Genomic DNA, 12625 nt, shown 5'->3' with positions numbered 1-12625 from the left:
AGAATAAATGCATACGTGTCGGTCTAGCCAGTTACTCAATCAGCGAATCATTCGATCACGATGAAAAAGTGGATGCCTTATCTGTTGGTTTCGCCTTATCTGCTGCACTTTTCGGTGTTTGTGGCGTTTCCGGTTGTATTTTCGGTAGTGCTGACTTTTCACAGCTGGAATATTATTTCCCCCATGAAGTATGTGGGTCTTGCCAACTACCGGCATCTGATTCATGATCGACTGTTCTGGCAGGCTGTCTGGAATACCGTACGTTTCCTGATTGTACATATACCCTTGCAAATTTTGGTCGCGCTGACACTGGCTGAATTACTGAATCGAACTGTTCGGGGGGCTTCCTTTTTTCGAGCTGCTTTTTTTCTGCCGGTCATCGTATCCGGCGTTGTCGTTACCATTCTGTGGCAGCAGTTGCTGAGCTACAATTCAGGTATTCTGAACCGCCTGTTGACGACTGTCGGGATGGCCCGTGTCGCCTGGCTCGATGATCCGGCTGTAGCTATGTATTCTATTGCGGTGATGGCAACCTGGAAAAACGTTGGCCTGTATATTATTTTGTTTTTAGTAGGTCTTCAATCGGTGCCCGTGCAACTCTACGAAGCAGCGGATCTGGAAGGAGCGACTAACTGGCAGAAGTTTCGGTATATTACTTTACCGATGATCAATCCTACAATTTTTACGGTGGTGGTGCTGTCGACCATAGGTGGTTTTTCGCTCTTTGTGGAGCCGTATATCATGACGGAAGGAGGGCCTATGAACACGACACTGTCGGCAGTGATGTATATCTATCGGCAGGCCTTTCAGTACTACCACATGGGGTATTCCGCTACGTTAGGGTTTTGCTTTGCGCTGATTATTCTGTTTGTGGTGATCATCCAGCGCCGTTACGTTGAACAGGAAGTCTAGACCATCTTTTGTATCATGCTTCAGACGATCCTGAAATATTCGCTTCTGGTTTTGGCCGCCTTGTCGTTCATCTACCCGTTTATATGGATGCTGAGCGCGTCGCTATCGTCGGAAAGTAGTTTAGGCGAGCTAACCCTGCTGCCCGTCGATTTCACCTGGAACAACTACGTAACGGTATTCACAAAAATTCCATTGGATCGGGCCTTCCTGAACAGTGCGCTGGTGGCTGTGTTGACTACGGGTCTGGTCCTACTATCCGGGGCTATGGTTGGGTACGCGCTGGCCCGTCTCGATTTCGTGGGCAAAAACATAATCTTCTACCTGATCATCTTTACAATGACCCTGCCCTTTCAGATCACACTGATTCCGAACTATATCACCATGGTGAAACTAGGTTGGGTCGATACGTACCTGGCCCTGATTGTTCCCTTCGCGCTCAATTCCTTGTCGGTGCTTTTATTTCGGCAGGCGTTTCAAAGTTTGCCACAGGCTCTGATTGACGCGGCCCGGATCGATGGAGCGGGGGAGCTTCGAATCATTTTTCAGGTACTCATCCCGAATATTTTTCCGACGGTGCTGACCATTACCATTCTAACATTTATGGGGTTGTGGAACGAAGCGCTCTGGCCACTGATCGTCATTCGCGATGAATCGACCATGACGATGCCTCAACTGGTCACCTTGTTTTCGGTGGGTGGCCGGGCTGAAGGGCAGTTGGGCGTTAAGATTGCTGCGGCCGTGATGCTGGCGATTCCTATTGTTGTTTTATATCTGTTTTTCCAGAAGCACTTCATACGTAGTATGGCGTCTTCGGGGCTTAAAGATTAGCTTGTCTGTTTAGCATTGGCGTTATGGTTTCTTTGGTACGTTTGCTTTTTGTTTTTTTCTTGGTGCTCTTCTGGAATGCGAGTAATTCGTTGGCTCAGCGGACTACACCCCGATACGTCAATTTGTCTCATCTGAACCATCTCTATCAGAGTGTTCAACTGAAAACGAGCGGTATTGACGTCGGCACGATCGCTATTTACAGCGAAGCCCCGGATTATCATCTGGTTACCGACGCCGACGAAGGGTTTACGTGCATCGATGACGTAGCGCGCGCAGGTCTGTTTCTGCTGGGAGAGCCTGACATTGATATGAATCAGGATAAGCAAACGAAGCTGCGGACGATGGTCGAGTTTGTGTTACAGCTACAAGCCCCCGACCAGGAGGCCGGGGCGGGGTATTTTTATAATTTTCTCTGGCCAGACCGCACGATTAACAAAACATTTCGGACAAGCGTAGCAGAACCGAACTTCTGGTCGTGGCGGGCAATGTGGCTACTGACAGAAGCGAAGCCGTACTACCAGAAAAGAGAGGCTGAACTGGCAGATCGTATTCAGGCTGCTACACAAAAGCTGGTGGCCAATATGCTACGTGATTATGGCAGCCAGCCGAAGACGTATCAGGTTGTTAAAGGCGTGCGAGTGCCGGGCTGGCTGCCGTTTGGTTCAGGTACCGATCAGGCGGCCATTATGTTGCTGAGCTTGAATACTATTTACCAGCAACATCCCACTCTCGATTTGCTGAAACTGATCGATGCGCTGGGTGAAGGAATTCTGTCCATGCAGCATGGCGATAAGAATCGATTCCCATATGGAGCCATATTGAGCTTTGAGAATAACTGGCACGCCTACGCCAGTGATCAGTCGTATGCGTTGCTACGTGTCGGGAAAGCGCTTAATCGACCAGAATGGGTGGCGGCTGCCCGTCGTGAGATAGACCATTTTTATCCGTATCTGCTTCGGCAGGGATTTCTGGAGTCATTTGAGGTGAGGTCAACGAAGAAGGGGATGGAACCGGTCAGAACCAGCCGTTTTTCGCAAATCGCCTATGGCATCAGGCCAATGATCTGGGCTTCGCTGGAGGCTTACGAACAAACTAAAAAGCCTGAATACGCTGAGCTGGCCGGGAAGTTGGCAAGCTGGTTTCTGGGAAATAATGTTGCTAAAGCGATTATGTATGACGTAGCAACTGGCCGTGGTTATGATGGCATCGGGGCAACTGGAAAAGTGAACTACAATTCAGGAGCTGAATCGACCATTGAATCTCTCTGGGCATTTCAGCGGCTGGAACAATACCCAGAGGCCATTAACGCATTGAAAAAATACAACTAGAAACAGGCCGGGATTTCCATCAATAAAAACTATGGCTGAAGTTATACTACGTCATATTGCCAAGGCTTATGACAAGGGGACGAACGTAATTAAAGACGTCAATATAGACATTAAAGACCGCGAATTTGTGGTGTTGGTAGGACCATCGGGCTGTGGTAAATCAACGTTGCTGCGAATGATTGCGGGACTCGAAGAAATTACCGACGGCGACCTGCTGCTGGATGGTCAACGTATCAACGACCTACCGCCCAAGGATCGAGATATTGCTATGGTTTTTCAGAATTACGCCCTGTATCCACACATGACGGTTTACGATAACATGGCGTTCGGGCTAAAACTTCGGAATATGCCGAAAGATGAGATTCGGAAACGAGTGATGCAGGCGGCCAAAATTCTTGACATCGAAAACCTGATCGATCGGAAACCCAAAGATATGTCGGGCGGGCAGCGACAGCGGGTGGCCATTGGCCGGGCCATAGTGCGTAACCCCAAAGTTTTTCTGTTTGACGAGCCACTCAGTAACCTTGACGCCAAACTTCGAGGCCAGACTCGTATCGAGCTGCAAAAATTGCATCGGGAGTTACTGACGACTATGATCTACGTAACCCACGATCAGATAGAAGCGATGACGCTCGGCGACCGGATTGTTGTCTTACGTAGTGGCGACGTCATGCAGTTCGATACCCCATTGAAGCTTTATAATCAACCCGCCAATCTATTTGTAGCGGGTTTTATCGGGACACCACCGATGAATTTTCTGGCGGGACAGATTGTGCGTAAAGATAGTACGCTCTGCTTTTTGAGTAAACAAAAGACGCTTACTCTACCCCTGACCGATACAGGCCACGAGCAGTCCTTGAAAACGTATGAAGGTGAAGAAGTAATTATGGGGCTTCGGGCTGAAGATATCAGCGTGTCGTTAATAGAAACTAATCAGACTCTATACGTAACAACGATTCAGGTCGTTGAACATATGGGTAGCGAAGTACTCGCTTATTTTACGATTGAGGAACAGCGATTTGTAGCTAAGCTGTCAGGAGACACTTTACTGGAATTTGGTCAGTCGGTATATGTCGGCTGGAATCTGGGAAAAGCTCATTTTTTTGATGCGAAAACCGAGCTGGCCATTCGATAAAAAGCGCTGGTAAGTTATCTTGGTATAGTGCAATGAATTTCAATAAAATACAGTTTTTAAAGTAGGTAAGTACAATTTGGTGCTGTATTTTTTTTGCCGGTTCCGAACTATCTGAAAAAAATAACGTTATCCTATTGCAAGAGCCGGATAATCTATCTAACATTGTCCGCTTTTTCAGCAAAACAACCGATGGCAAAGCTCGTTTACATACCGACCTTCTTCCATACTACGCCATTTCGGTTTAGGTCCGAAAGGACCATATCGCTTTGTTTGCCTATGCGGTAAACCTTTTCCGACTTTTTCTTATTTTTTCATCTTAACAAACAGCACGGATTACGCCGTCTCCGTTTGCGGTTAACTAACCGCCTTTTCAACGACGATGATTACGCCCGAAATAGTAAACGATAAATACATTGTTCAGGTCGCCAATGAGAACCATTTACGGCTGGCCGAAACCATTTGCCGAGAAATGGAGGAGAGCGCAAAAGCCCGGGGAACCGGTATTGCCAAACGCTCACCCATTTACGTTATGGAGAAAATGCTTGAGGGCAAGGCTATTATAGCCATGACGCTATCAGGCGAATGGGTTGGTTTTTGCTATATTGAAACGTGGGAACACGGTAAATTTGTAGCGAACTCTGGCCTGATTGTTCATCCTGACCATCGCAAAAGTGGTATTGCTACACGTATCAAGGCAAAAGCATTTGAGCTGTCGCGGACGATGTTTCCAGAAGCTAAGATTATTGGCATCACGACCAGTCTGGCCGTCATGAAAATAAACTCTGATCTGGGTTATCAGCCCGTTACGTTAAGTGAGTTGCCGGGCGATGACGCTTTCTGGAAAGGCTGTTCGAGCTGCACGAACTTCGATGTACTGACCCGCACAAATCGTAAGCATTGTTTGTGTACTGGAATGTTATACGATCCTGAAGAGCACAAACAGGAGAAGAAAGCAGAGAAGTGGAACTTCCTGAAAGAATCATCACTGTATGAGCGTTGGATGCGTATAAAAAAACGCATTTTGCTACGTCTGAAACCTGCTGATCGTTCACGTAACCGAGTCGAGCGAGAACTGGAAACAGTTCACTAGTTCGATAGCAATAGTCTACACAAAAAAGGCTCTCAAATTACTGAGAGCCTTTTTTGTGTTAAACATAACCCTGCTGCCGGAACCAGTCGAAAGCCTGTTGGATGGCGATCCGAATAGGCGTTTGGGGCAGCTTAAGTGTATTGACGGCTTTCGATACGTTAAAATAATGACTGTCATTAGCAACCATCGCCATTGCCACATTGAGCTGACTACGAACGCCTAGTGTTCGACCTTGCCATTCGCTCAGTCGCCCTATAATGGACGTAATAAGCGGAGGTATAGTGTACGCAGGTTTTTTGACCTTAGCAATCTCGGCAACTAGTGAGAAAAACTCGTCGTAGCTTAAGTTTTCGTTACCGAGTATATACGATTCGCCGATTGTTCCCATTGTTAAAGCGTTTACGGTGGCTACGGCCGCATCGGCAACATGAATGTAATTTTTTCCCCCAGCCGGAATACCCGCTACCTGACGGCGATGTAGGGCCAGGAGTAAAGCATTAGAGGTGATTTTATAGTCTAATGGCCCAATCATGAAGGTTGGATGAACCAGTACAGCAGGGACTTTATCTGCCCGCACGGCCTGAAGAACCAGGTTTGTGGCTGCCTTTTTGCTGTCCATATAATCTAATCCATATGGTTCGCCCATGTAGGGAGAGGTTTCGTCGCCGGGCTTATCTTTTGTCCCAAAACCAAAGACGTTAGCCGTACCTACAAAAACTAGTCGCTCTACATCTGCCTGGATAGCGGCCGCCAGAACAGCGGCCGTTCCGCCAATGTTGGTGTCAACAACGGTACGTGAACGAGCTGGATTTACCTGAGCCAACGCTCCGGCGTGAATAACGTAATCGCAGCCATACGTAGCTGCCCGCACATTATCAATTTCCCGAAGATCGCCCGGCCAGACATCTACAGGCAATCCGTTCAATACTCGATTATCACCCTGCGGACGAACAAAAGCCCGAACTCCGTACCCTCGTGCGAGTAATTCCCGACAAAGGTGTCCACCTAAAAAACCATTCGCGCCTGTTAAAAGCACCGTTTTCATAACGTATAGACCTATTATAATGGCTGGAAGGTAAACAATAGGTCTGACGGGGTTACCCATATAGAGTAACGGTCAGTAAGCGCATTTTCACACTGTTTTGGTTAGAACTGCTTATCAGATTCAGGAATAAGCAGAAAAGCAACCAGTAAGGGTATTTACGGTAGAAAAGGTAAGTAAGATTGACCGTTAGCTCAATTCAAAGAAATATATATGGAGGTATATTATACAAAATAGGCTTCTAGTGTACCCGAAGCCTATTTGTGTAACTTATAGTTTTACCCCAGATTAAATCGCCGGATCTGCCGGTGTATTGGGGTTCGTTAAACGCTCCTGATCTGGATACGGATAGAAATTTCGGTTGCGTTCGGTAAGGTTTGCTGGAGGAGCAGGCCGATTAAATCGACGGCTATCTTCCAGGCGTTGACCTGTCAGGAACAATTCGGCTCCCCGTTGTTTGTAAATCTCCACTAATAATGCCTCAGCCGTGACGGCTCCGCTATAAGCATTCAATCCGGCATAGACGCCAAAAGGATCGCCCGTTTTTTGCGTGCGCACCGCATTGATATCGGCTACGGCTGCGTTTAGATCGCCGTTGCTACGTACCAGCGCTTCGGCTCTGGCCAGACGAACCTCGTCGGGTAGATAAACAGGTATTGGGCGGTCTATAGCATCAAAGAAGCCTTTTAGAGTTTTTAGCTGCTCCCCATTAACCGTTTTATCGGGGGTAGTCAGATAAAAAGCCAGTCGTCCGTCGGCCGTTTCAACCAGCGAAGTTGGTAAACCAAAATTAGCCCTAGGCGCGTAGTTAGCCGAAATCTGAACCTGCTGATAAACCGGGTTAGGACTCTGGGTATTATAAACGAACTGGGAACGAGCGCTCAGATTAACGGCATTGGCTGCCGTAATGGCGGCAGTATAGTTCCCCGCTACCAGATTGTAACGAGCCCGATAAGCCTGTATCGTATTGATCAGGTCGAAGTCCGTACCGGCAACCTGACTGTTAAAAGCGGCCGAAGGCGGGGTAGTCGTTACTAACGTAGCGGCTTCATCTAATAACCGGATTGCTTCGGTCAGAGCGGCTTTGCGGTCAGAGAAAGTGGCCTGACCCCCTTTATTGGTTTGCAGAGGTATTTGCTCGAAGGCAGTAGCCAGCCCACCTAGCGCCATAGCTTTGAAGAGATTGGCATGAGCCAGTACACCACTACGCATAGCGGCATCTCCGGCCAGTACCGTTGGCGCGTTAGCCATGATGTCTTCTGCCATGCCCATCACCCGTAACAGGCGCAGCCATAGATTCAGTACGTTCCCATTGAAGGTAGGCAACGATGTGCCGCCTGCGTCTATTTCCAGAATATTGGTGAAGGTTGTAATGCCTTTTGTTTCACGAGCCGTAGTACCTGGCGTTAAGATGAGTGATTCCAGACCGGAAGTTGAATAAAATTGCCGCATACCAATGCTGAGCGTTATCATACCATCGCGGGTATTGAGAACCTGAGCATCGGTGGGGCCGTTGGGGTTGGTAAGGTCTAGTTTACAACCTGCCATCGAGAGGGCGGCTATGAATAAAAAAATTCGTATCGATTTCATGATAATAGCGTTTGAAGGTCGAACCCTATGGTCGTTTCTAGTCCTTAAAAATTTGCGTTGATACCAACCGTCAATGTTCTTGGAATAGGAACTTCCACGAAGTCGAAGCCCCGCACGGCATTAGACTGGCCAGCTGCGTTTGTTTCGGGGTCGTAGCCACTGTAATTATCGATGGAAAGCAGGTTCCGGCCAGCAATGCTAAACCGAACATTTTTGAGACCCCAGAATTTCGGTGCGACGGTATAAGCGGCTGAAAGCTCCCGTAGTTTTACGAACGATCCATCTTCGATCCAGTTTTCGAATATACTGAATAAGGCAGCACTCGTTCCTTTAGGCACTTCGCCCCGAAGCTCGGCTTCATATCCTTTCAGACCACCGTATAAGTCGCGGTCGCCAACTCGTTTCGTAAAATTGAATACGTCGAAATGCTGCATCGCATCCCACTGCATCCGGAATGACCAGCGCTGACCCACCGATACTTCGTTGATGAGGGAATAAATAGCGGTCGGGTTTGGATTACCGATCACTTTGCTCAAAATGGTACCGCTAGGCTGGCCATCGGCACCGCGCTGAACGGTATACGTACCGTTGGCTCCCTGAATGCCACGTTCCCGTTGTGGCAAGCCGCCTGGCGTCAGTAAAAGGCTTCCGTCTGGATTACGGGCAAAGAACGTAGCGTAAAACGCGCCAAGGGCGTAGCCATTAACGGCGGCTACCTGGCCAAAACCGCCCGCAAATGGCAAGACGCCATTCCCTTCTACACCGTCCGTTACGTTCTTATTGTGTGTGTAGGTGGCTGTTACGTTCCACCGTACATTTTTCGTTTCGACCAGAATGGCCCGTACCAATAATTCAAAGCCCTTGTTTGTCATCGTGCCGATGTTCACAAACCGGTTGTTGTAGCCAGTGCTGGGCGAAAGCGTTCGGTTCAGGATCAGGTCTTTAACCTGCTTGTTGTAATACGTAAACTCGACGCCGATCCGGTTATTGGCTAGACTGAAATCCGTACCGATTTCCAGTTCGGTCTGACGTTCGGGTTTAACGCTGAAATTACCTAGCTGAGCAGGGGCAAGGTAACCAACCAGACCACCAACCGTTACGGGAGAGTAGTTGGTAAACCGATCGTAAGGACCAATAGCGGTCAGGTTACCGGCCTGACCCCAGGCTGCCCGAAGTTTGAACTCCGGCAGAATTGTATTGAGGGCAGAACCTTTCCAGAACGATTCTTCTGACACTACGTAGGAGCCGCTCACTTTTGGATAGAACTGCCAGCGATTGTCGATACCATACACCGAAGCCGCATCGACCCGACCGGCTCCTGTTACGAAGAATCGGTTGAATAAACCAAAGGTTTGCTGAGCAAAAACGCCGATGAAGCTACGTTCGGTACGCGATTCAGCCGCTACGATATTAGCACCGTTGTTAATGGTTTGTCCAAAAACACCTAATTGCTGGGCTGTAATACCCGTTGTAAAGCTGCGGTCATATTGTATGGTTGCGCCTACACCCGTTGTCGATTTCAGCCATTCGGTTGGGTTGGCCTGATAACGGATGTTCAGATCGTTGTTGATCTGTATTACAGAGGCTTCGCTTTTGCGTGAGTAGCCTGCGTTGTAAGAAGGCGTTGTGTTGTTGGGCGGAATATAACCCGTTGCCAGCTGCGAGTACGTATCAAGACCAAAGGTAAAATCGACGCCCAAACCACGTACCGGAGTCAGGTTAAGCTGTACATCACCAATGTAGCGGCTAGTTCGCTGACGGAAATCGAAACGGGCGATGGCTTCCAGCGGGTTAGTCCGACGAACTACCGATACCGGAGCTGTAGACGGGAAAACACCCGTTGTTGGATCGGGTTGCGGGTTAATGAAGTTATTGCTAAAAATAAAACCTGTCAGCGCACCATAGGCTTCATTGATACCGCCGTTCGGGATTTCGTGGCTATTGCTATAAACATAATTAGAGCCGATGCTTAATGTGGCCCATTTGGTTAGCGTTTGCTGAATGCGCATCCGGCTCGATGCCCGTGTGAAATCCGATGCTTTGACAATACCCTGATTGGCAAAAAGCGATCCTGAAAAGAAATATTGCGTGGTAGGCGTACCGCCCGAAACCGACAGGTATTGCTCATGTCCAGCTGCTGTTCGGAAAATATCTTTCTGGAGATCGTAACGCGTTACGGGCGTTTGAGCCGGATCGGTAACTGTAGTGTTGTTGAACGTGAACGGATATTCATTGTAAGGCAGTGTTTTACGAATGTCGCTCAACCGAAACTGGGTCGAAAAATTGATTGACGGTTTGCCTTCCCGGCCACGCTTCGTGAAAATCTGAACCACCCCGTTATTGGCTCTTGATCCATAAATAGCAGCGGCAGCGGCACCTTTGATGATTTCAATTCGGTCAATGTCGTTCGGGTTAATATCGACCAGACGGTTCTGCGCATATCCGCCTAAATCGATCAACTCGCGGGAGTCGTTGTTGATAAGAACGCCATCCACAATGTAGAGTGGGTCCGACGATCCGACGATGGTGCTGGGTCCCCGTAGGCGTATACTGATGCCACCCGCAGGATTTCCAGAGTTCTGGTTGATCTGAGCCCCGGAGATTTTACCCGCCAGCGCCTGATCGATAGACGTAGCAGCCGATAGCTGAAAATCTTTCGACTGGACCGTAGCAATCGTATTACCTAATTGCTTTCGACTGGTTGCTCCCGAAGTTCCCGTGACAACTACCTCATCGAGGCCGAGTGCATCATCGCCCAGGCTGGCATTGGTTGTGATGGTGGTCGTGCCGCCTATGGTGATACGTTGGGTCTGGGTCTGGTAGCCCACCGAACTAAACTGAAGTGTGTAGTTTCCGGGCGTGAGTGCTGCCGTGAAGCGATATTCGCCTGTAGCGTCGGTAATACCTCCAGACGACGTACCAACTATACCTATCGACGCACCAGGCATAGCGGCAGCGTCTTTGGTCGTAATTTTTCCCTGAAACGTATACGTGTTTTTTTGCGCCAGAACTTGCCAGCTGCACAGGACAAAGAAAAGAAGAAGTAGTCTGGATAAACTATTTCTTACATAGAATAAAGATGATTTCATGAACGATAAAAATCAGTTACATAGAGTAGGGGAGACTGGGTATATGTTCCACTTTCCCTTAAAGCTGCCAATGGTCAAAGAAAGAAACAACCTGAAAGAAAACTTTCTTGGGAGGTGAACAAAGAGCAATGTACTAATAAGTTGTCATGTGTCAAGTTGGTCTAGCGTTTTATGATAAAGCGTTTTCTGACTCCTGCAAATATTGGTATAGGTTTAAAAAGAACGGCTGGTGTGCTATGATTATTTATAGTGTATTGTGGTAAAATGTATTTTCCTGAGAATTTTATCTTGCAAAATACTTTATTATTGAAATAATATATGTCTATGATTGCTATTAGTTATATTTGTTGTGTAAAAGTTGGTACAACAAAACGGTTTTAGCGATTGCTTATCTGATTATGGGGTAAAGCAGTCTTTTATGGATTAGTTAGTTATAACTCATTTCTCTAAATACCAACGCTTTCCTATGTCAATCAATCGTCGCGACTGGCTGCGTGCCAGCATGTTATCTGGCTTAAGTCTGGCGGCTGCTCCGGCAGCTTTTTGTGAACCCGAACCCGAAGTACCTGCTGGCTACAAAGTTCCCAAAGTTGGTGCCATCAAAGCCCGGCTGTCGGCCAACGAAAACCCCTATGGGCCTTCGCCTAAAGCATTGAAAACGATCACAGAAGCTGCGCCTGATGGTTACCTGTACGCGATGGAGTATGCCCGGCAGTTTCGGAAGCTGGTCGCTGAAACCGAGGGCGTTCCCGAAGACTACATCCTGTTGGGTGCAGGTTCGGGTGAGTTGCTGACAGCGGCTGCTCTTTGGGCTGCTTACCGACCAAATGCCGGACGGACGATTGTTGCACCAGACCCGACGTTTGATGCCTTACCGCGCACGGCCGTAAAGCACGGTCTTACCATGGATCGGGTACCGCTGGTGGCGGCCGATGGCTACGACATTAACCTGAATAAGCTCAATGAGCGGGTAGGGAGCCAGACCGGTATGGTATATCTCTGTAACCCGAACAATCCGACGGCCATTATCGTTGATCCGTCTAAGTTGCGGGCCTTCTGCGAATCCGTAGGGGCTAAAACGCCGATCCTGGTTGACGAAGCCTATATCGATTATACGCCAGACCCTAAAGCCTATTCCATGGTGGATATGGTGAAAAAAGGAAGTAACGTAATCATTACCAAAACCTTCTCAAAAGTTCACGGTTTTGCGGGGCTTCGGACGGGCTACATGATTGCTAAGCCTGAATTGCTGGAGCAGATCAGCAAGTTTGCTACGGGTGGCGGTTGTATCAGCATGACTACGTTGAGAGCGGCAATGGTGAGCCTGCAGGACAAAGATTTTATTAAGTTCTCGCTCGGTAAAACAAAAGAGTCGAAAGACTATTTGCTGGGCGTATTAAAACAGCATAGCTACGAACCCTTGCCGTCGGGCGCTAATTTCGTGATGTTCCCTATTCGGATGAAAGGCGAAGATTTTGTTGGCCGTATGATGGAGCAGGGCGTCAGTATTCGTCAGTGGAAGTTTGATGGCCAGTACTGGTGCCGCGTAAGTCTGGGAACGATGGACCAGATGAAGGCATTTGCCGACGGTCTGAAAGTTATTTCCTAAGT

Annotated in this window: 9 protein-coding genes; 6 read left to right on the top strand and 3 right to left on the bottom strand. The window is 48.3% G+C overall.

Features of this window, described 5'->3' with window-relative positions:
• Positions 1–60 precede the first annotated feature (60 nt).
• The 5 genes from GK108_RS18900 (at position 61) to GK108_RS18880 (ending at position 5293) form a co-directional block, all read left to right on the top strand.
• Positions 61–912 carry a carbohydrate ABC transporter permease gene (locus GK108_RS18900; RefSeq protein WP_163951961.1) on the top strand — a complete coding sequence of 284 codons (852 nt, stop codon included), beginning with the start codon at positions 61–63 and terminating at the stop codon, positions 910–912.
• 15 nt (positions 913–927) lie between these two features.
• Complete coding sequence (locus GK108_RS18895; protein WP_163951959.1) at positions 928–1740, top strand: carbohydrate ABC transporter permease; 813 nt, start codon at positions 928–930, stop codon at positions 1738–1740.
• 23 nt (positions 1741–1763) lie between these two features.
• Positions 1764–3068 (top strand): hypothetical protein, encoded by a 1305-nt coding sequence (locus GK108_RS18890; protein WP_163951956.1) that lies wholly within the window; start codon positions 1764–1766, stop codon positions 3066–3068.
• Between the two features lie 31 nt (positions 3069–3099).
• Positions 3100–4203: an ABC transporter ATP-binding protein gene (locus tag GK108_RS18885; protein ID WP_163951954.1), complete on the top strand. Its 1104-nt coding sequence runs from the start codon at positions 3100–3102 to the stop codon at positions 4201–4203.
• A gap of 379 nt (positions 4204–4582) precedes the next feature.
• The gene (locus GK108_RS18880) at positions 4583–5293 is read left to right on the top strand and encodes a GNAT family N-acetyltransferase (RefSeq protein ID WP_163951952.1); all 711 of its coding nucleotides are present in this window, start codon (positions 4583–4585) and stop codon (positions 5291–5293) included.
• Positions 5294–5351: 58 nt separating this feature from the next.
• Here GK108_RS18880 and GK108_RS18875 read toward each other — a convergent pair whose 3' ends face one another.
• From GK108_RS18875 to GK108_RS18865, 3 genes are all read right to left on the bottom strand, one after another.
• Positions 5352–6338, bottom strand: a complete 987-nt coding sequence (locus tag GK108_RS18875; protein WP_163951951.1) for an NAD-dependent epimerase/dehydratase family protein — start codon at positions 6336–6338, stop codon at positions 5352–5354.
• A 285-nt stretch (positions 6339–6623) separates the two neighbouring features.
• A complete protein-coding gene (locus tag GK108_RS18870; protein ID WP_246224994.1) occupies positions 6624–7925 on the bottom strand; it encodes a RagB/SusD family nutrient uptake outer membrane protein in 1302 nt (433 codons plus the stop codon).
• 44 nt (positions 7926–7969) lie between these two features.
• Positions 7970–11014 carry a SusC/RagA family TonB-linked outer membrane protein gene (locus GK108_RS18865; protein WP_163951947.1) on the bottom strand — a complete coding sequence of 1015 codons (3045 nt, stop codon included), beginning with the start codon at positions 11012–11014 and terminating at the stop codon, positions 7970–7972.
• A 466-nt stretch (positions 11015–11480) separates the two neighbouring features.
• Here GK108_RS18865 and GK108_RS18860 point away from each other — a divergent pair, with 466 nt between their 5' ends.
• A complete protein-coding gene (locus tag GK108_RS18860; RefSeq protein WP_163951945.1) occupies positions 11481–12623 on the top strand; it encodes a pyridoxal phosphate-dependent aminotransferase in 1143 nt (380 codons plus the stop codon).
• Positions 12624–12625: the final 2 nt, after the last annotated feature.

The sequence above is a fragment of the Spirosoma terrae genome, from assembly GCF_010435915.1.
GTDB classification, from domain to species: domain Bacteria; phylum Bacteroidota; class Bacteroidia; order Cytophagales; family Spirosomataceae; genus Spirosoma; species Spirosoma terrae.
The sequence above is the reverse complement of the archived record's forward strand: the minus strand, read 5'-3'. Positions and strand labels throughout refer to the sequence as shown.

What these genes read in the sequence shown, in the direction of transcription:
- GK108_RS18900 (WP_163951961.1), top strand. Translation starts at nt 61, where the DNA reads ATGAAAAAGTGGATGCCTTATCTGTTGGTTTCGCCTTATCTGCTGCAC.
- GK108_RS18895 (WP_163951959.1), top strand. Translation starts at nt 928, where the DNA reads ATGCTTCAGACGATCCTGAAATATTCGCTTCTGGTTTTGGCCGCCTTG.
- GK108_RS18890 (WP_163951956.1), top strand. Translation starts at nt 1,764, where the DNA reads ATGGTTTCTTTGGTACGTTTGCTTTTTGTTTTTTTCTTGGTGCTCTTC.
- GK108_RS18885 (WP_163951954.1), top strand. Translation starts at nt 3,100, where the DNA reads ATGGCTGAAGTTATACTACGTCATATTGCCAAGGCTTATGACAAGGGG.
- GK108_RS18880 (WP_163951952.1), top strand. Translation starts at nt 4,583, where the DNA reads ATGATTACGCCCGAAATAGTAAACGATAAATACATTGTTCAGGTCGCC.
- GK108_RS18875 (WP_163951951.1), bottom strand. Translation starts at nt 6,338, where the DNA reads ATGAAAACGGTGCTTTTAACAGGCGCGAATGGTTTTTTAGGTGGACAC.
- GK108_RS18870 (WP_246224994.1), bottom strand. Translation starts at nt 7,925, where the DNA reads ATGAAATCGATACGAATTTTTTTATTCATAGCCGCCCTCTCGATGGCA.
- GK108_RS18865 (WP_163951947.1), bottom strand. Translation starts at nt 11,014, where the DNA reads ATGAAATCATCTTTATTCTATGTAAGAAATAGTTTATCCAGACTACTT.
- GK108_RS18860 (WP_163951945.1), top strand. Translation starts at nt 11,481, where the DNA reads ATGTCAATCAATCGTCGCGACTGGCTGCGTGCCAGCATGTTATCTGGC.